Origin of the sequence: Polaribacter reichenbachii (genome assembly GCF_001975665.1) — a bacterium.
GTDB lineage: Bacteria > Bacteroidota > Bacteroidia > Flavobacteriales > Flavobacteriaceae > Polaribacter > Polaribacter reichenbachii.
This window is the reverse complement of sequence record NZ_CP019419.1, coordinates 3,431,727-3,451,877: the sequence shown is the minus strand read 5'-3', so window position 1 is coordinate 3,451,877 and position 20,151 is coordinate 3,431,727. Positions and strand designations below refer to the sequence as shown.

At 33.0% G+C, this 20,151-nt stretch carries 12 protein-coding genes; 5 read left to right on the top strand and 7 right to left on the bottom strand.

From position 1 onward, the window contains the following. Positions 1-383: 383 nt before the first annotated feature. On the bottom strand, positions 384-1,121 hold the full coding sequence (locus BW723_RS14685; RefSeq protein ID WP_068358934.1) for an NUDIX hydrolase: 738 nt from the start codon (positions 1,119-1,121) through the stop codon (positions 384-386). A gap of 237 nt (positions 1,122-1,358) precedes the next feature. On the opposite strand from BW723_RS14685, the gene BW723_RS14680 reads away from it, so the two are divergent. The 4 genes from BW723_RS14680 to BW723_RS14665 are packed head-to-tail and all read left to right on the top strand — an operon-like array spanning position 1,359 to position 6,347. Beyond that, entirely contained in the window at positions 1,359-2,216 is an 858-nt protein-coding gene (locus BW723_RS14680) for a hypothetical protein (RefSeq protein WP_068358931.1), read from the top strand. 29 nt (positions 2,217-2,245) lie between these two features. Further along, positions 2,246-3,961, top strand: coding sequence for a purine-cytosine permease family protein (locus tag BW723_RS14675; protein ID WP_068358927.1), 1,716 nt, complete (start codon positions 2,246-2,248; stop codon positions 3,959-3,961). Positions 3,962-3,966: 5 nt separating this feature from the next. Further along, complete coding sequence (locus BW723_RS14670) at positions 3,967-5,466, top strand: mannitol dehydrogenase family protein (protein ID WP_068358924.1); 1,500 nt, start codon at positions 3,967-3,969, stop codon at positions 5,464-5,466. Next, on the top strand, positions 5,466-6,347 hold the full coding sequence (locus BW723_RS14665) for a carbohydrate kinase family protein (protein ID WP_068358921.1): 882 nt from the start codon (positions 5,466-5,468) through the stop codon (positions 6,345-6,347). The genes BW723_RS14670 and BW723_RS14665 overlap by 1 nt, the downstream gene beginning before the upstream one ends. A 96-nt stretch (positions 6,348-6,443) precedes the next feature. On the opposite strand, the gene BW723_RS14660 is transcribed toward BW723_RS14665, so the two are convergent. After that, complete coding sequence (locus BW723_RS14660; RefSeq protein ID WP_068358919.1) at positions 6,444-6,968, bottom strand: 5' nucleotidase, NT5C type; 525 nt, start codon at positions 6,966-6,968, stop codon at positions 6,444-6,446. Positions 6,969-7,177: 209 nt separating this feature from the next. On the opposite strand from BW723_RS14660, the gene BW723_RS14655 reads away from it, so the two are divergent. After that, on the top strand, positions 7,178-8,185 hold the full coding sequence (locus BW723_RS14655) for an LLM class flavin-dependent oxidoreductase (protein ID WP_068358916.1): 1,008 nt from the start codon (positions 7,178-7,180) through the stop codon (positions 8,183-8,185). Between the two features lie 196 nt (positions 8,186-8,381). On the opposite strand, the gene BW723_RS14650 is transcribed toward BW723_RS14655, so the two are convergent. The 5 genes from BW723_RS14650 to BW723_RS14630 all read right to left on the bottom strand — a co-directional run bounded on the left by BW723_RS14650 (position 8,382) and on the right by BW723_RS14630 (position 20,124). Then, positions 8,382-10,115, bottom strand: coding sequence for an alkaline phosphatase (locus tag BW723_RS14650; protein WP_226789217.1), 1,734 nt, complete (start codon positions 10,113-10,115; stop codon positions 8,382-8,384). A 74-nt stretch (positions 10,116-10,189) separates the two neighbouring features. Then, on the bottom strand, positions 10,190-11,302 hold the full coding sequence (locus tag BW723_RS14645; protein ID WP_068358913.1) for an alkaline phosphatase: 1,113 nt from the start codon (positions 11,300-11,302) through the stop codon (positions 10,190-10,192). A gap of 99 nt (positions 11,303-11,401) precedes the next feature. Further along, positions 11,402-13,147, bottom strand: a complete 1,746-nt coding sequence (locus tag BW723_RS14640) for a RagB/SusD family nutrient uptake outer membrane protein (protein WP_068358910.1) — start codon at positions 13,145-13,147, stop codon at positions 11,402-11,404. Positions 13,148-13,158: 11 nt separating this feature from the next. Next, positions 13,159-16,128, bottom strand: coding sequence for a SusC/RagA family TonB-linked outer membrane protein (locus tag BW723_RS14635; protein ID WP_068358907.1), 2,970 nt, complete (start codon positions 16,126-16,128; stop codon positions 13,159-13,161). 180 nt (positions 16,129-16,308) lie between these two features. Next, positions 16,309-20,124 carry a two-component regulator propeller domain-containing protein gene (locus BW723_RS14630; protein WP_068358904.1) on the bottom strand — a complete coding sequence of 1,272 codons (3,816 nt, stop codon included), beginning with the start codon at positions 20,122-20,124 and terminating at the stop codon, positions 16,309-16,311. Between the last annotated feature and the right edge of the window lie 27 nt (positions 20,125-20,151).

Below are 20,151 nucleotides of genomic sequence, written 5' to 3'. Positions count from 1 at the left end.
TCTAGTGAATTTCACGATTGAAATGAGTGCAATTAGTATCGAGAACAGCTTTTTATCATTCATATTGGGATAAGATTTCTCCAAAAAGTCGAAATGACAAGAGACAAACATAAAAACTATGTTCCCTATGTGTCTATGTGGTCAACCCAAACCCACACCTGTTAGTTCGAGTGCGTTTTATGATTGTAATGAGAAAAATTAATATCGAGAACACGAGTTTTATGAATTATGTTGTTATGCGATTTCTCCAAAAAGTCGAAATGACAAGAGACAAAAAAAACTATGTTCCCTATGTGTCTATGTGGTCAAACAACCCCAAACCAATAACTGTCAGTTCTAGTGAATTTTACGATTGAAATGAGAAAAACTAGTATTGAGTACAGTTATATATTAATCAAATAACTCTTCTGATATATTTTCTGATAAATGTCTTTACTAAACATATACAATTGCGCAGGTCTTTTAGAAACTCCCACTTGTTTTTCATCCAAAGGAATAATATACTTCTTATTAATAACTTTACGCCTAAAATTACGATTATCGATTTCTATGTTTAAGATTGATTCATATAAGTCTTGCACATCATTAATCGTAAACTTATCGGGTAACAACTCAAAGATAATAGGCTCAGACAAACATTTTGTTTTTAAATCTTCGTATGCCTCTAAGATAATTTGTTTATGATCGAAACCTATTTTAGGCAATTGATTAATAGGATGCCATTTGGCTTGGTAGGTATTATTAGAAACATCTACATCTTCGGTTTTTAATAGAAAATAATAGGCAATAGTAATCGTTCTTACATTAAATCTTTGGTTTTCTACCCAAATCAAATCCTTTTCATTCTTTAAACGATTCGGATCACCAAAAGCCTTAAACTGTTTTTTGTACTGCCCAGTTAATCCAGTTAATTCCTTTAATACACGCGTAGCAGAATCGTCTAAGCTTTCATTCTGATATACATGATATCCGGTTAACACATAATCGTCTACTAAGGGTTGATTGGTTTTTTCATCCTCCAAATAACGTTTTATTAATAATACGTTTAAAGTCTTGGTATTGGTGTCAAATCCAAAAACCACACAATCTACCGATAAATTTTGTATCAACTCGTTTGTCATAAATATTATTTCTGTTACAAATCTAAACAAAATATAGTAATAAACGTTTATTTAACGTCTATAATATTTTAACCCATATTAATGTTTTAAGATGATATTTATCAATTTAGAACACATAAATGGTAAATAAACCTATTATTTTGACGAAAATTAACATTTGGTAAATATTATTTTTATACATTTGAAAAATAAACGTAAAAATGACGTTATATATTTTCGCTGATTAAAAACGATCCAATGAATGCTTTAATCTTATCACTTCAAGATCTTATTTTAAATACTAAAAAGCAACATTCAACAATGTGGTTAGCGATTATTTTAGTATTTTATGTGCTTAGTACACAGGCACAAACCACAGCAGTTAAAAAAGAGTACAAACCTTTTAGCATTAGTGCGCATGTAAAGAACATGCATACTTGGCACGGTTTTGTAGTACACCCAGGGGCTTTATTTGCCACCAGCTTAGAATTTAACTCTAAAAACAAGAAATTTACCTTTGGTTTTTGGGGAGGAGCAAGTTTTAGTCCTGTAGATGTGAGCAACATAAATACGGGCAACAATGTAAGTGCGTATTATAAAGAATTGTCTATTTATACAAAATACAGATTCTCAGACCGCTTTTTTATAGAAGCTGTTACGCATAATAACTATACAGGTGTAGAAGAACGAGGAGACAAACTAAGCTATTGGAGTTATGACAAAACACAGGGTTATAATTTTGTAGATGTTAACTTCGGATATAATCTAACTCCAAATACACTTTTGTATTTAGCAACCATTATAAACGGTGGTTCTGGAGATTATGAAGTACAATCTGATGGTAGTTTAACAAATTCTTGGACGCACTATTTTGAGGTAAATAGCAAAGTTTGGCAAAACAAAACAGAGAGTTTATCACTATTTGCTGGGGGAGCTTGGTCTTTTTTTACAGATAAAACATTTTATACACAAAGTGCAGGAAACATCATAAATGTAGGAGCTACTTATAACAAACAATTATCAATACTAGATTATAAGCTTCCTGTGGATGTTACATTAATGTGGAACCCAGAACAAGAAAAAACCGTATTACAAGTAGACCTTACTTTATTTTAAATTAACGATTAACTATAAACAAAAATAATATGGAAACATCCAATAACTTTCCGCAGTTTAACAACGTGGAAGAAGAACAATTACCAATTGGAAAACACAAACTATATAATTGGACGCATTTTGCAGGTTTGTATGCAGCAGAACATGTTGCAGCCACTGAGTTTGTAATTGGAGCTACTTTTGTAGCTTTAGGGGCAACTACCTTAGATATTATATTAGGGTTATTAATTGGTAATATTTTAGCGGTATTGAGTTGGACGTTTATAACGTCTCCCATAGCTGTAGAAACAAGATTGAGTTTATATACCTACTTAAATAAAATAGCAGGAGATTCAATGACCAAACTATACAACTGGGCCAATGTAATTATTTTTACAGTAATTTCTGCAGCAATGATTACAGTATCATCAACAGCGGTTCGATTTGCTTTTAACATTCCTGCCCAACTCGATTGGTACCCAACAAATCTTTGGTTTATTCTCATTGTATTGTGTGTAGGTGCTGTGGTTGTGGCAATTGCTATCTTCGGATTTAAAGCGGTGTCTAAATTCTCATCCATTTGTGCACCTTGGTTATTTGTCATGTTTATTAGTGGTGCCTTTGTTTTGTTACCAGCCTTATCTTTAGAGGTTTTGGGGCAAACAATTCCAAGTGGTTGGAGCGAGTTGATTCATTTAGGTGATGAATCTATTTGGACAGGGGTAAATAGTGATGGTGAACCTGGTATTGGTTTATTAGAAGTCATTGGTTTTGCTTGGGCTGCCAATTCCATAACGCATTTCGGATTGATAGATATGGCATTATTCCGTTTTGCAAAAAAGAAAGTGTACGGATTAAGTACAAGTACAGGAATGATGTTTGGACATTTTATTGCTTGGATATCTGCAGGAGTTATGGGGGCAGGAGCTGCTGTAATTATTGGGAAATCTATTGTGGAATTAGATCCAGGAGATGTAGCTTATTATGCTTTGGGTTGGTCTGGTTTTGTAATTGTAATTGTGGCAGGTTGGACCACAGCTGTAGCCAATCTGTATAGAGCAGGTTTAGCTGCTCAAGCCATATTTACAAAGACATCAAGAAAAAAGACCACCATTATTGTAGGTATTGTTACTGTTGTAGTGGCGTGTTTCCCTTTTGTGTTTTCTCAAATGTTACCTTTATTAACGTATGCAGGTTTATTGGTTGTGCCTGTGGGTAGTATTGTGTTTGCAGAGCATCAGATATTTCCTAAAATAGGCTATACACGTTATTTTGCACGTTATCAAAAATTAACCTATAGCACTCCAGCCATTGCTTCTTGGGCTTTAGGCTTGGTATTTGGTTTTGGGCTAAATGCTTTAAATGTAATGTCTTTCTATTATTTGTTTATTCCTACTTGGATTTTCACCATTATTATCTATACCTTCTTAGCTGGTAAATATGGTGCTAAAGAAAGGTATCCTGTAGAAGAAGAAAAAGAAAGGACACGAAACATAAATATCGAAAAGTTTCAAGAAGAAAAAGCAAAACAAGAAACAGCACCTGTTATCGATAATAGTGCATTTACAAAAGTATTAAAATGGGTAGGTATACTTGTTTTAATCATTACGTTAGTGTTGTCTAGTATGGTATTATTTGGCAGCGCAAATAAAAGTGAATATGTAGCAAATCGTGAATTCTTTTATACCTACGGATTCGTGTGTACAGTAATTTACTTCATTACATCAATTTGGGTATTAAGAAGAAGTAATTCAATAAAAAAATAAGGATCATGGAAAACTTAAAATTAAACAATAAAAATCTAGCTGTGATAGCAGAACGTATTACTACGCCAACTTACAAAAGAAACGACCTAAAAACCGGTATTGTACACGTAGGTATTGGTGGTTTTCATAGAGCCCATGAAGCTTTTTATACAGACCAATTATTACACGAAGAAAGTAGTAAAGATTGGGGTATTTGTGGTGTGGCTTTATTAGATTTTGATACAAAAATCTACAACACTTTAAAAGAGCAAGATGGTTTATATACTTTAATCATTAAAGAATTAGATGGTTCGTACACCAAACAAGTAATTGGTGCGATTGTAGAATATTTGTTTGCGCCAGAAAATCCGAAGCAAGTCATTGAAAAAATGGCAAGTGAAGAAGTAAAGATCATCACCTTAACCATTACAGAAGGGGGGTATAATTATAATGAGGCTACCAAACAATTTGATTTTACCAATCCAGATATCATTCATGATTTAGAAAATTCGGAGGCACCAAAAACCATCTTTGGTTATTTAACCCAGGCGTTACAATTAAGAAAAGAGCGTAGCTTAAAAGGAATCACGATTCAGTCTTGCGATAATATTCAAGGAAATGGGCATATGGCTAAAAAGATGCTGTTGAGTTATGTAGCAAAAGCTGCACCTAGCTTGGTATCTTGGATTGAAAGTAATGTATCTTTCCCTAATGCCATGGTAGATCGTATTACGCCAGTAACATCGCCAGAAGATATTACCTATCTAAAAGAAAATACTGGCATTGAAGATGCTTGGCCGGTAGTTTGTGAGCCATTTAAACAATGGGTTATTGAAGATGATTTTATTGCGGGCAGACCTGCTTGGGAAAAAGTGGGCGCACAGTTTGTAGAAGATGTAGTGCCTTACGAAAAAATGAAACTAAGCTTGTTAAATGCTGGGCATTCTGTATTAGGTTTGTTAGGGGCTTTAGTTGGGTATAATGCGATTGATGAAGCTGTTAATAACCCCAACATTAGAACCTTTCTGAATAACTATATGGATGTAGAAGTTACACCTACTTTAGGCGATTTAGAAGGCATCAATTTACACGATTATAAACATTCGTTGTTAGAGCGTTTTGGTAACATTAACATTAAAGATCAAATAGACCGTATTTGTTCTGAAACTTCTGCTAAGTTCCCGATTTTTATACTACCAACCATCAATAGTCAATTAGAAGATAAAGGATCCATTCAAATGGCTGCTTTGGTAACAGCTGCTTGGGCAATTTATAGCATTGGTGTTGATGAAAATGGTAACTCTTTAGCGATTAAAGATGCGCTAAAAATAACCTTACAATCTAAGGCGATTGAAGCACAAACTAAGCCAGCAACTTTTTTAGAAATAGACAGTGTTTTTGGAGATTTAAACACCAATAATACTTTTGTAAAAGCGTACACAGAAGCTTATCAAGATATTGTAAATAAAGGTGTAGAAGCTTGTGTAATTGCTTTAAATAACAAATACGCTAAATCAAAAGCCTAATGAAAAAGATAGTTTGTTTCGGAGAAGTTTTGTGGGATATTTTTCCTACACATAAAAAAATAGGAGGAGCTCCTTTAAACGTAGCCACAAGATTAAAATCTTTAGATAATGAAGTAGCAATTATTACAAGAATTGGTAAAGATACAGAAGGGGACGAAATTGCTGCTTTTATAAAAAATCATAAAATTAATGCAGAAGGTGTTCAGATAGATAAACATTTAAAAACCGGCGATGTACAAGTTTCGCTAAATGCTAAAGGTAGTGCTTCTTACACCATTATGCATCCAAGAGCTTGGGATCATATAGCCATAGAAGAGCATGCAAAATTAATGATTGCTAAAGCAGATGCTTTTGTATTTGGTAGTTTAATTGCTAGAGATGCGATTTCTAGAGACTCGTTATTTGAATATTTAAAATGCGCAAAGTATAAAATATTAGACATCAATTTAAGACCACCTCATTATACTATAGAAACCTTATTAGAGTTAATGTATGCAGCAGATTTTATCAAATTTAATGATGAAGAAATTTTTGAAATTGCAAAAGCTTTAGGGCAGCCTACAGATAATTTAGAATCCATTATTCAATGGATTGCAAAAAAAACAAACACAAAATGCATTTGTGTAACCTTAGGTAAAAAAGGAGCAATACTATTTAAAGATCAACAATTTTGTTACAATAAAGGCTATAAAATAAAAGTAGTGGATACTGTTGGGGCTGGCGATTCTTTTTTAGCAACGCTAATAGATCAATTATTAAAAGATACTGAGCCACAAGCGGCTTTAAATAAAGCCTCTGCAGTTGGTGCCATTGTTGCAAGTAGCGAGGGTGCAAATCCTGTAATTTCCGAAGAACAAATTGTAGCAATATTAAATAATTAAGATGGGCTCATAATAATGTTGCTTTGCTTTATTGTCATATTGGTAAAGAATAGTCCCCCAACAAGAAAAGTAAAGTAGCATTATTTTATTAAAAAATTACAATAGCAATTTGGCTATTTCTTGCCAATGAGATACACGTGTATAACCAGTTTCAAGAGTATTGTGTTTAGAGTTGTACAATAATGTATCTCCGTCGAAATTTTCTAGATTATAAACACGATCATCAATTAATAAATCGCCTTTTAAAATAAACTTATGGCCACATAAAATTCGGTGTTGCCAAGAAATAAAAGGCATATGTTCATCTAACCAATCACATTTTTCTTTTAAAGAGGTTGGAAACTGTGTGGCAGCAGTAGCAATATATACCTCATGCTTGTTGTACAAGGCCTGCATAACCTCAATAGAATCTTCCATAGGCGTTAAGTTTCTAAAAAATCCAGGCATAAAAGCGTGTTTCTTTACACTTTCTTGATGCGCTGCAGGAACATTTTCCCAAACTTCACCAGATACAATCGCTTCTTTGGTTAAACTTTGTTGGTGGTTTTTATTGTACCATGCAATGTGTTGGCCATAAGTATCTGCTAGTACTTCGTCCATATCAACAAATATTGTCATCATTTTAATTTTTTTACTAATTTCCGTATTTTATCACTTAAAGACAAGAGATTAGCGGTTAAATAATGGTTATTTAAATGCATTATTTTTCTTAGGATGTTAGGGAGATGATAATTAACAAAATCTTAGAATACAGAACAAATAAGCTTGCGTAACTTTGCTTTCCCTTAAAAAGTAAACCTTTTGGGTTTATATAGGGTTAAAAGCAATATATGAAAGCAAAGAACACTTTATATTCCATTTTAGATTTGGCTTTGGTATCGCAAGATCAAAGTTTAAAACAAACCTTTACCAATGTTTTACAACTGGCACAAAGTGCAGAAGATGCAGGGTATACAAGGTATTGGTTGGCAGAGCATCATAACTCAGAAAACATTGGTTCTAGTGCTACTGCTGTTTTAATTGGCTATGCTGCTCAAGGTACCAAAACAATGCGTATTGGTTCTGGGGGAATTATGTTACCTAATCATTCGCCTTTGATTATTGCAGAACAATTCGGAACCTTAGCTGCTTTATACCCAGATAGAATTGATTTAGGTTTGGGTAGAGCTCCAGGAACTGACAGAGAAACTGCCGAGGCCATTCGTTCTGATTTTATGGTGGCTGCTCAAGATTTTCCTAAAGAAGTAGAAAAAATACAACAATACTTTTCAGTAGAAAATGCTGTCGCTAAGGTAAGAGCAACAGTCGCAGAAGGGGTAGAGGTACCACTTTATATTTTGGGGTCGAGTACAGATAGTGCACATTTGGCAGCTAAAAAAGGCTTGCCTTATGCATTTGCAAGTCATTTTGCAACAGCTTATTTGGGGAGCGCCTTAAAAATTTACAGGGAGGAATTCCAACCTTCAGAAGATTTGCAAAAACCTTATGTAATGGCAGGTGTAAATATTATTATTGCAGATACTGATGAAGAAGCAGAACGATTATCAACTTCTTTAATTCAATTAATTGTGGGGCTATTTACTGGTAAACGTGCAGCAGTGCAACCACCAACGGAAATGAGCAATTACTACAAAGAAGTAATGAATAATCCGCAAGTACATCAAATGTTAAAATACTCATTTATTGGGAGTAAAGCCACAGTAAAGGCTCAAGTAAAAGAATTTTTAGCCTATACCCAAGCTGATGAGTTAATCGCAGTAACCAATATTTACGATATTAACGACAGAATAAAATCCTATCAATTATTTGCAGAAATTATGCAAGAGTTAAATGCATAATTCCCTTTCTATAGGAACACCATAGCAGCGCCATAGCAAAGCCATAGGAAAGCCATAGGAAAGTCATATCAAAGCCATAGTTAGTCACCTCAACAAAACATCAAAAAAGCACCCTATTTCTATGGATGAAAAAAGACTAAAAACCCCAAACTTACGTTTGGGGTTTTTAATAAAAAAAATAGGGGATAGGGGTGAGTTATTTTTTTAAGACTTTTAGTATTTTATGAAAAACTTCATTGTTTTCATACACACCTTGAAATTTGTTCGATTGCGCACCATAAGCAAAAATGGGTACCATAATGGCTGTATGATCGTAAGAGGCAAAATCCCCTTCTATTTCGTGTTTTTTAACATCTCCTTGCGGAATGCTAAAACCAGAGGTTTCGTGATCTGCAGTAATAATAACTAAGGTTTCTGGATTGTTATCTGCAAAAAGTAAAGCTTCTGTTATAGCTTTGTCAAAATCTATAGATTCTGCTAAGATGCCTGCAGTGTCATTAGAATGTCCTGCATGATCTATTTTAGCAGCTTCAATCATAACAAAGAATGGCTTTTTCTTTTGCTTTAAAAATGCCAATCCGGTTTTGGTGGCTTCAGCCAACACATTTCCTCTACCGTCAATTATCGATTTCATTCCGTGCTCAGACATAAAAATTCCTACTTTATCAGCAGTAGTCGTATTCAAATCACTGATTGAGGGTAAGATGTTAAAACGCGCATCAATGGTAGATTCTTTAAAAGTAGCAGCGCCACCACCAATAAAAAGGTTCAGTTTACTGTTTAGTAAATCTTTAGCAATTACAGAATCATCAGATCTGTCAATGGCGTGTGCATAAAAAGAAGCAGGAGTTGCACCCAAAATATTATCAGTACTAATTACAGCGGTACTAAAGTTTTCTTTGTGTAAAAGTTCAGTAATACTTTCTAAGGGCTTTCCGTTTACATCTGTTCCAATGGCTCTATTATTGGTTTTTACACCAGTAGCCAAAGCTGTACCTGCAGCAGCAGAATCTGTAGTAAAATCGTCTGCAGCTTGGGTTTTGATAAAACCAATACTTTTTAATTGGGTTAAAGATAATTGCCCTTTATTCATTAAGGTTGTTGCAGATATTTGCGCCAAACCATTACCATCGCCAATTAATAAAATAATATTTTTAACGGGTAAATCTTTTTGGTCTGCTTTAAATGTAGGTGCATATACATCAGAAAAGGTATCCGAAATTACAACTCTTTCTGATAAAGACTTAAAATAATTTACACATTTAAAAGGATGATCTGTATTGATGATATCAACACCCATTTCTGATAAAACTCTCCAAGCTCTTTTAGAATCTGGACTTGCCCAAAAACGGAAAGGCTTGTAGGTGTTCTTTGCTTTTGAGATAACAGCAGCTACACGCTTTTCATCATCATGAGTCAATCTTCCTTTTCCATTCCATTCCGAGAAACGCTTAAAATTTAAACTAACCATTCCAATTTTGTGCCATATTTCAGAAGCAACCTCAGTACCTAATTCTTGATAATCGAAAAAGATATATTCAGGATAATTTACATAATTAAGCGCTTTAGGTCGGTTACCAGAAATAATTATTTGAATATTTTTATTGCTGATGATAGCAGGATGCGCTTTTAAAGTAGTAATCAATCGAGCTAAAGTAGCCACTGCTTCTGACTTAATATCAATTAAAAGAATAAGTTTTTTATCCTGTTGATATTCGGGTTTCAAAACATTCTCTAAAGGTTTTAGATATAAGTTTTCTAAGGTTTTTGAAGGGTGAATATCCTTAAGGTCGTGTGCAACATAAAGATTATTGTCTTTTAAAAAGATATCAGCTTCAAAAGAAGTAGCTCCGTTGGCAAAGGCATTCCAAAAAGGCATAGATTGCTTATAATCGTTATGAGAATGAATGATGGCTTTTTTTTGTGCCACAAGCTTGTTGTTTAGCCCAGTAAAAACGATGAATAAGGCAATAAGAATTTTAAAATTGTTTTTCATAGTATTGTTTATTTATGGTGGATGGCTTTGAGTATTTTATGATAGATTTCGTTGTTTTCATAAATACCTCTAAAATGTGCCGAACCTTTTCCTTTGGCAAAAACAGGAATTAAAGTTCCACTGTGTTGATCGTTATTAAAATTGATAGAAACGTTGTCTACTTCTTCAGATCGTTCTCCAGTGGCTTCGTCAACTACATAAGATTTACCAATGCTAACACCTCCTGTTTCATGATCTGCAGTAACTACTAACAATGTATTTGGGTGTTTTTTGATGTACTTTAAAACTACACCTAGGGTTTTATCAAAATCTAGAACCTCTTGTTTTAGTAATTCTGCATCCATTGCATGACCTCCCCAATCAATATAAGAACCCTCTAGCATTAAAAAGAACGGTTTTTCTTTTTCGGTTAAATAGTTTAAAGCCAATTGTGTGGCGTCTTGGAAAAAGCGCTTTCTACCTTCTAGTTTAGAAGGCAAACCTTCATGAGCTAATAAGTATCCGTTTTTCTTATTAATGTCGTATTTCGACAATTCAACAGAGTCTAATTTGTAGTTTTTTGTAATTAACTCCGCATACAAATCCTTTTGATCTGATCTGTGTTTTAAGTATTTTAACCCACCACCTGCAAAGAAATCAATATTAGACTTTACCAAATCTAAGGCAATGTCTTCATGCAAATCTCGATCTTTTACGTGTGCATAAAAAGCACCAGGAGTAGCGTGTGTAATAGGCGTTAAGCTTACCAAACCAGAGGTATAGCCTTCTTTTTGTAAAGTTTCTATAATAGTAGGAATTGGTAAACTGTCTTTAGACATACCAATGGCTCTTTTATAGGTTTTTTGACCCGTTGAAAAAGCAGTAGCACCAGCAGCAGAATCAGTAATGGTATGGCTTGTACTTGGTGTTTTTATAAAACCAATGTCTTGAAATTGCTCAAAATTTGGTGTGTCTTCACCAAAATAAAAAGCGGTAGAGATTTGTGAGAGCCCCATTCCATCACCAACCATAAAAATAACATTGAGTGGTTCTTTTGGGGTGTTTTGTACTGATTTATTTTCACAGCCTATGTAACACATAGCCACTAAACTCAGTAGTATTGTTTTTGTAAATCTATTCATTCTAATGCTTAAAATTTGAATTGTTTTTTAATGTTGTATTGTATAAAAAAGGGAGCCTTCTTTTATAGAAAAGCTCCCCAAGCAATAAACAAAAAAAAACTAATATCCTTTATTTTGTTCTAAATAACCAGGCGTGTTAGATGCCCCATCTATAGCTACTTGTGGTATTGGAAATAATCTATTATTTACGTCTGTATCCGTTTTTTCTGTCCACGAATCTTCATAGTGACTAAAACGAATTTGATTGGTTCTTCTTAAACCTTCCCAATAAAACTCAAAACCAAGTTCTCTATATAAAATATCTAAATCAATACTAGATAGGGCAGTAGGTATAGGCTCACGAGCATTTCTAGAGGTCCTAACCACATTTACATCTGCTAATGCTGCTGCATCATCACCTTTTCTTAATTTAGCTTCTGCACGCATCATATAAATTTCTGCATAACGCATCAATACTAAATCTACATCACTATAATTGTTTCCATTTGGTGAAGAATGGCTAAATTGATATTTAGAAACACGATACCCTGTATGATGTGCTCTACCTTCGTTGGTAAAATCTACATTTAACGTAAGGTTTACATAATCTACATTTTTGTCTGTACCATTTCCTTTAATCTGTTTTACAGGATAAATTCTGTACCCATCATCGCAAGTATAAAAAGCACCATTTTCATCTTTTCTTGCAGCCCAAGGAATGCCTCTTAAAATACCTCGATCAATTTCGAAGTCTTGTGCTTGTACACAGTAGTAATTATCGGCATCATTTAAAGGAGAAAGACCAGTAAGATCGTTAACACCATTGGCTACTTCTTGTGTGTTTTTCTGTAAAAACCTTGGGTCTGCATCAGCAGGATCTATGCTACCATAAGCAGCTACCCAAGTTTCATAAAAATCAGATGTAATGGCTGGACCATCTGTACCATCTGCGCTAATGTGTTCTGGTCTTGGAAACATAGAACCAGGAATAGACCAATATGCCCAACGACTGTGCTCTCTTTTTAAGATGCCTCGTTGGTCTAAAGCGAATATTAATTCTGGGTTGCTATTGTTGTTATCATTAAATAAATCGAAATATTCTGGAGATAATGAAAACTGACCAGAGTTGATAATATTGTCTGTATAGGCAACTACCTTATCCATATCTTCAGTTGTAAAGTTAGGCGTTCCATAAGGGTCTCTATACACAGCAGCATTCAAATGTAATCTTGCTAAAAATCCCCAAACCGCAGCTTGTGTCATTCTACCAGCACCTTTGTTGGTATTGATAACATCAGCAACCGATAACAATTCACTTTCTATATAATCGATAGCAGCTTGCGTTCTTAAAATTTCTGAATCTACATTAGACGATTCTTTTTTAAAGGCAATACCCCAGCTGTCTAAAACCAGCATGTTTAAATAAGCTCTTAATGCAATCATTTCGTGCAAAGCGCCTTCGGCTTCTGTATTACCAGCTGCTGCCAAAGGTCTTAAAACTTCTATGGCAGTTACTGTTCTAGAAATATTGATAGTAAGCTCTGTCCAAGCGCTTTTTACCAAGTCGTTTGTTGGTGTAATGGAATGTGTATGGGCAGCTAAAAATTTACCTCCATCATACCAATCTGTTCCACCTCTGTATGGTAAAATGGCTTCGTCACTTGGTATTAATTGCAAACCATAATAATTGGTGTGCCTCCAGGTCCAAGAAACTTGTCCGTATGCAGGAGCAATGGCTCCACTAATGGCTTCAGCTTGTCCACTTCCTGTTAAAGACTCATCTAAAACTTCTTCTTTTAAATCGCTACAGCTAGATAAACATACTATACTAATGGCGAATACGATACTTTTTATTCTATTTTTCATTGTTGTCTTTATTAAAATTCTACATTTAAGCTTAAAAGAATGGTTCTACTTTTTGGGTAACTGAAATAATCAATACCAAAAGTCTGAATGCCACCTATTGCACTACCTGTATTAATCTCTGGATCAAAACCACTGTAATCTGTAATTACAAATAAGTTTTGCCCTGTAATTGATAAACGCAGGTTTTTAATGCTTTCTCCAAGTCCTAAAGCGTCTAGATTAAAGTTATAACCTAAAGTTGCATTGTTTAATCGTAAGAAATCACCATCTTCTAAATACCTTGTAGAGACCAAGTTAGAGTTGGTAGCAGATTCATTTAAAAATTCTACAGCTCTATCAGTTGTATTAAAAGAGTTGGCTAAGTTTCCTTTGTTAAAAGAAGACATGGCTACGTGATTGTATATTTTGTTTCCTCCAGCTCCATTAAAGTTTAAACCTAAGTCGAAGTTTTTGTAGTTAAAGTTTAAATAGAAAGCATAAATATAATCGGGTAAGGCATTACCGGCTACCCTACGATCATCATCTAAGATTTCTCCATCGTTATTTGCATCTGCAAACTGATTTAAGCCATCTGCATCTATTCCTGTAAATTCTTGCATGTAAAATGCACCAATAGATTCACCATTTAAAACTCCGTTAATCGTAGCGCCAGTTTGTCCTGAACCTTGTGCAGCACCTGTAGTTAATATTTTGTAAGGTGAGTTGTTAACTTGGTTTTTAGTAATAGAAATATTACCACCAATATTGTAAGAAAAATTATCATTTACATAATTGTTATAATCTAAAGCCAATTCTATACCATTGTTTTTTATTTCCATATTAGGTATGTTGGTCCAATAACTAGATACTGGTACAATAGGATCTGTAGGGGCAACTTCTAATAAAATGTTATCTGTTACTTTACTAAAATAATCGATAGTACCTGTTAATTTGTTACCAAACAAACCAAAGTCTAAACCAATATTCGTTTGCGTAGAAACTTCCCACTGAATATCAGGATTTGCCAAACGTGTAAAAATAGAACCATAAGGATAACCACTTAAATCGGTGGCAGCAGTATCTAAAGGATAAGTATCATTCTCAGTGTTACTTTCTGTATAACTTGCTTGTGTAATTTTAGAAGGTATTTCTTGGCTACCTGTTTGTCCCCAACTTGCTCTTAATTTTAAGTTGTTGATTTGATCTGAGTTTGCTAAGAAACTTTCTTTACTAATATTCCAACCCAAAGCAACAGAAGGAAAATATCCATATCTATTGTTTTCTCCGAATTTAGAAGATCCATCTGCACGCATGGTTGCTGTTACCAAATACTTATCATTATACGTATAATTTACTCTACCAAAAAAAGATTGTAACTCGTTTTTAGTAGCGTATGCAGACTGTATGGTTTGCTGATTCGCAGTTTCTAATTGATATCTTGGTGCTACACCATTATCAGGAAAACCTTCTAAGTAAAATTGCTTTTGACTTACTTCTGTTTGCTGATACGAATGCCCTAATAGAAAAGTAAAACTACTTGAATCTGTATATAAATTATAGTTTAAGGTGTTTTCTACAAGGGTGTTACTGTTTTTTGTAGTCGCTGTATTTACACTACCTAATGTTGTATTAGTTTCTGTAGCATAAGGCATGTATTGTACATCTCTTTCTGTAATAGAATAATCTACACCTACGTTTAATTTATAGGTTAAACCATCTATAATTTTATAAGACGGAGAAATATTTGCCAAAATACGGTTGTTGTTGGTGTAGTCTCCGTAAATAGATTCAGCAATAAAAGGATTTAAAACATCGTTGCTTAAGTTCCCTTTTAAAACACCATTTTCATAAGGCGCATCAGTAGGGTTTAGGCTTAACATATTCCCCACAACAGATCTAGAGTTGGGTCTGGTATTGTCTAATTTAGTGGCTGTTAAATTAAAAGTAACATTTAATTTATCGTCAATAGCTTTTTGTGTTAAGTTTAAACGACCTGAATAACGTTTTAAATTACTGTTTCTTAAAATACCTTCTTGGTCATCTACACCAATAGAGGCAGCATAAGAAGAATTGTCTGTACCACCACTCATCGAAAAGTTAACGTTTTTAGAAATAGCAGTTCTAGTTAATTCGTCTTGCCAATCTGTAGCAGCTCCACCATCAACCAAAGTTCCGTTAACCGCATTTACATTGGTTCTAAATTCATCCGCAGAAAAAACAGCTACTTTATTGGCTATTTTAGAAAAACCGTTGGATAAGGTTAGGTTGATTTTCGTTTTTCCTTTCTTTCCTTTTTTGGTAGTAATTACAATAACACCATTTGCTGCTCTAGAACCGTAAATTGCTGCAGAAGAAGCATCTTTTAAAACTTCGATACTTTCGATATCTTGAGGATTGATAAAGTTTAACGGATTAGAAGCAACGCCATTGCCAGAATTGTCTAATGCAAAACCATCTACAATATAAAGTGGAGTAGTACCCGAACGTAAACTACCTACACCTCTAATAATTACATCTTGTGTTGCTCCTGGTTCTCCACTAGTAGAAGAAACATTTACACCAGCCACTTTACCTTGTAATAATTGACCCGCGTTTGCAACTACTCCTTGATTAAAATCTTCGCTTTTTACAGATGAAATAGCTCCTGTAACATCAGATCTTTTTTGCGAACCATACCCTACAATTACCACTTCTTCTAAAGAATTTTCTTCTTCTTTTAAAATAACCTTTAAAGTTTGACTGCCAGCATAAGCTACTTCTTGGGTTTCATATCCTAAATAAGAAAAGATTAAAATACCTTTTTCATCATTTAGTTGTAGCACAAAGTTTCCATCAAAATCTGTAGTTGTGCCTTTACTTTGCTTGTCTTTTAAAGCAATAGTAACATTAGGTATGGGTAGTCCTTCAGTATCCGAAACCACGTTTCCTGATACTTGCACTTGCGCATTTGTATAAGATAGGCATCCTAAGGCAAGAATTAGTACTAAATAAAATTTGTTCATTCTAATTTAAGTTTTTTTGATTGAAATAAAAGTAGTTTTCCCTACCCTCCATTAGGGGTGTTTTGGTTTCTAGAAGGTGTATAAATCGTTCAAATTGGTATATAAAAGAAACAGATTGGGTGTTGTTTGGTTGCAGTAACAATTCGCTAACATTAAGAAAATCCTATAATAACAAAACAATTAATAAAACTGCTGTTTAAATTCTTTAGGACTTTTGCCAAAATGCTTCTTAAAAGTCTTTGCAAAGTACTTAGGATCGTTATAACCGCATTCAAAACTAATTTCTGAAATGTTTAATTTGTTTGTTTTTAACAAGGCTTCTGCTTTTTGCAATCGCAAAGACATAATTACATCAGAAGGCGATTGTTTTAAACGCTCTTTAAATAATCGGTAGCATTTTACTCTAGAAATAGCCAATAGGTCTACCAACATTTCTACATTAAAAACAGGGTTGTGTATTTCTTTTTTAATAATCTCTAAACTCTTTTTTAACAGCTTATCATTGGCAGTTAATACTTGGTCTTTATCTGTTAAAATGTCGAAGATCTTTTGTTGAAATTGATTTTCTTTTGTAGAAATATGTTTTTTGTTGATGAGTGATTCCATCTTTTTCTGAATAAAAGATTCACTGGCAGGTAGCTGAACCAAACTGTCTATTCCGAATTCGATAGATTGTTCTCTTAATTCGTAATTAATATCTTCAGAGATGTAAATCATTGGTATTTGTTTTCTTTGAATTTCACTGGAATTATTGATAAAATACAAGAGTTCTTTAGAAAAGTTTACTTGATATAAAACGATAATTTGTATGGGAATTTGTTTGGTAGCAGAGTTTAGATTACTAGCTAAATTCTCGAAGATTAAATTGTAATCGCTCTGTGCTAAGATTTGATTTGCAGTAGCAAAATTACCTTCGTCACTAAAAACCAGTACATTTTTTTTATTATTGGCTAAGTTTTCTTGGGTATTAAAATGTTTCCAAGAAATGGTTTCTGTCTGTTTTTCTTTAATATTAATGCTGTTAATGGGCACTTGTACAGTAATTTTAAATAGAGAATTTAAATTATGGTTTATAAACCTGCCTTGTAAATCTAATAACAAAGTTTGTAAAGCTTTAAAATATGGACTGTAATGCGAAACACTATACCAATTGTTGATTAAAAGACTACTGTTAGAGTTAATTTCTAAACTTAATATGGCGTTTTTGCAATAGATGTTTACCTCTAATTTACTACCTGCATCTGAATATTTACTAATATCGTTAAATAAATATTGCAGCATTAACCGAAAGCGTAAAACATCAACTTCTACCCAATTTATGCCTGCATCAATAGTAAAATTAAAATCTACTTTATTGTTGTGTAACGACTTTTCTAATTTATGAATGTTGTTTTTTAGAACAGGCAATAGGTGAATTGCAGAAGTTTTTATAGCCCCAATATCTTTAATGTGGCTTAGGTAATTCCATTCAGAAATTAATGTTACCAATTGATTAGATTGTTGTAGAATGCTTTTTTTGTGATCTGAATCTTCTGATAAAGCATTAGCTTTTTTTATAATTTGAGAAACCGGTTCTTGAAATTCTGATAACACAAAGGTTTTAAATTTTTCTAGTTCAAAATCTTCATTTTTAAGATTGTTGTGTAGTGCTAATAACTTTTCTTTTTGTTGTACAATTTCTTTATTCTTTTCATCGAGCTTGCTATTAATGAGCTGCAAATCTTTTTTCTGATTTTCAATAACTTTGGTACGTGCAATAATTTTAGCTTCTAATTTCTTTTTTTGTGCTATAGCAGCTTTGTTTTTAACATAAATAATAATAATTGCACCAATTAAAATGAGGAGACTTAATAAAACATAAAAGAGAGCGGTTTGGTAAAATGGTTTTTGTATTTGCAAAGAAAATAGCAATTTGGTTTTGCTGTTTTTACCTTCTTTTACTAAAAAGTTATAATTGCCTGGTATTAAATTGCTATAACTAATTTCGTTATTTACATTCAATAAAATCCAGTCATGATCTTTACCTTCTAATTTGTAATAAATGTTTTTTTCTACTTTTATCGGAAATCGAATAGGCACCAAATCAATATCAATATGATTGTGGTTGTGGCTTTTAACAATGTTAGTATTAAAATTCTCATTATAATCGACCAACAATTTTAGCTTGGCTTTGGCATTATTAAATTGAATGTTATTCGGATTAAAATAATTCAATCCGTTAATACCTCCAAAATACAAATCGCCTTTAGCATCTTTATAATAAGCGCCTTCAGAAAATTCAGAAACTTGCCAACCTCCTTTAGGATAAAAAGCTTTTACCAAAAAAGTATTTTTATTAATTACTGCAATTCCTTTTGTGGTGCTAATCCAAACTTCTTTATTGTTCGTTAATATACCATATACTAACTGACTGGGTAAACCTTCTTTTTCTGTAATGTTTTTTATAATCCCTTTTTCTTTATCATAAATGCTTAACCCACCTAAAGTGGCTAGCCAATAATACCCCGTAGTTTTATCTTTATAAACAGCATAAATACTATTACTTAAAAGGCCTTTGTTGGTATTTATAGTTTGTAATTCGCCATTTTTAATATCAATTAATTTTATGTTTTTACTATTAGTTGTTACATTTTTATCTTCTTTATGATAATTAGAGAGGTCTTTTTGTACAGTAATTTTATTGAGTTTTCCTTCACGAACATCTAACAATTGTACGCCGTGATTTTCAGTAGCTAAAATAAGTTCATTGTCTAAAAACTTTAAATTTCTAATATGATACTTAGTTAATAATTCTTGCCCTTTAAAAGCTTCAAACCTATTGCTGATTAAATTAAATTTAGCAACACCACCCCAACATGCAATCCATAATTGTTTGTGGTTGTCTTCGTAAATAGAATAATTTCTATTATTAGGTAAATTAGAAATATCTTTAGCTTTATATAAAAGATAGCTTCCATTTTTTTGTATTCTTATAATACCAGCGTAAGTTCCTGCCCAAATAGTTCCATCAGAAGCTGTAAACAAAGAGCGAATACGTTTCCAATCTGGTTGATGATTTGCTTCTTTAATATTAAATTTCTTGTAGTTCTTAGATTCAGCGTTATAAGAATACAAGCCCTTGGTGTAATAGCCCAACCAAAGTTTACCTTCTATATCTTTGGTTATGGCACGTAAAGTTTCATTAGGTATGTTTGGGGCTTCTATAGGGTGAGGTGCAACCGAAAGAATTTTATCAGAATTAGAATACCCCATACAAATTCCGCCATCTTTTGCCCCCAACCAAATATTACCAAAAAGGTCTTCGTGTAATGTTTCTATTTCATTGCTATTAAAACTGGTAGAAGAATAAGGGTCTTTAACGTAATTTTCTATATGATAGGTATTGCTTTTATCGAGTTTATTTTTAATAATAAATAAACCGTTTTTACGAGTAGCATACCAAATGTTACCTGTTTGGTCTTTTAAAACATCATTAATAAAGAGGTGTGGATATTGGTTTAATAAAAGTTTTTTTAATTTATCAGTTTCAGAGGGTTCAATAATTTGTTTGGTTTTTATAAACTGACCATCAATAAACTCATAACAGTCTTTAGTTGTACAAACCAATGCATTTCCATTTTTAGAAATAGAAATGTTTTTTGGGATTTCTTTAAATGTGTAATTTTTAAATTTTTTGTTACCTATATATCTGCTAATTTTTGCATCTTCAGTAATAATCCATATTCTGTTTTTTGCATCGCGTTTTATTTTGGTAATAAAATTACCTGCAATACTATTTTTAGCATCAATGTCATTTTTAAAAACGGTAAATGTATAACCATCAAAGTAATTTAAACCATCCCAAGTAGCAATCCATAAACCACCATTTACGTCGTTCTCAATATCTCTTACAGAATTATTAGAAAGTCCGTTGTTAACCGTAAAGTTTTCAAATTTAATCTCTTGTCCTAAAGTTTGTAATAGTATAAAAAAAGCGATAAAAGTGCCTCTTGTCATCTTGTATATTTAAACTTACAAGCGTAC

What these genes read in the sequence shown, in the direction of transcription:
- BW723_RS14645 (WP_068358913.1), bottom strand. Translation starts at nt 11,302, where the DNA reads ATGAATAGATTTACAAAAACAATACTACTGAGTTTAGTGGCTATGTGT.
- BW723_RS14635 (WP_068358907.1), bottom strand. Translation starts at nt 16,128, where the DNA reads ATGAACAAATTTTATTTAGTACTAATTCTTGCCTTAGGATGCCTATCT.
- BW723_RS14675 (WP_068358927.1), top strand. Translation starts at nt 2,246, where the DNA reads ATGGAAACATCCAATAACTTTCCGCAGTTTAACAACGTGGAAGAAGAA.
- BW723_RS14640 (WP_068358910.1), bottom strand. Translation starts at nt 13,147, where the DNA reads ATGAAAAATAGAATAAAAAGTATCGTATTCGCCATTAGTATAGTATGT.
- BW723_RS14680 (WP_068358931.1), top strand. Translation starts at nt 1,359, where the DNA reads ATGAATGCTTTAATCTTATCACTTCAAGATCTTATTTTAAATACTAAA.
- BW723_RS14665 (WP_068358921.1), top strand. Translation starts at nt 5,466, where the DNA reads ATGAAAAAGATAGTTTGTTTCGGAGAAGTTTTGTGGGATATTTTTCCT.
- BW723_RS14655 (WP_068358916.1), top strand. Translation starts at nt 7,178, where the DNA reads ATGAAAGCAAAGAACACTTTATATTCCATTTTAGATTTGGCTTTGGTA.
- BW723_RS14660 (WP_068358919.1), bottom strand. Translation starts at nt 6,968, where the DNA reads ATGATGACAATATTTGTTGATATGGACGAAGTACTAGCAGATACTTAT.
- BW723_RS14630 (WP_068358904.1), bottom strand. Translation starts at nt 20,124, where the DNA reads ATGACAAGAGGCACTTTTATCGCTTTTTTTATACTATTACAAACTTTA.
- BW723_RS14670 (WP_068358924.1), top strand. Translation starts at nt 3,967, where the DNA reads ATGGAAAACTTAAAATTAAACAATAAAAATCTAGCTGTGATAGCAGAA.
- BW723_RS14685 (WP_068358934.1), bottom strand. Translation starts at nt 1,121, where the DNA reads ATGACAAACGAGTTGATACAAAATTTATCGGTAGATTGTGTGGTTTTT.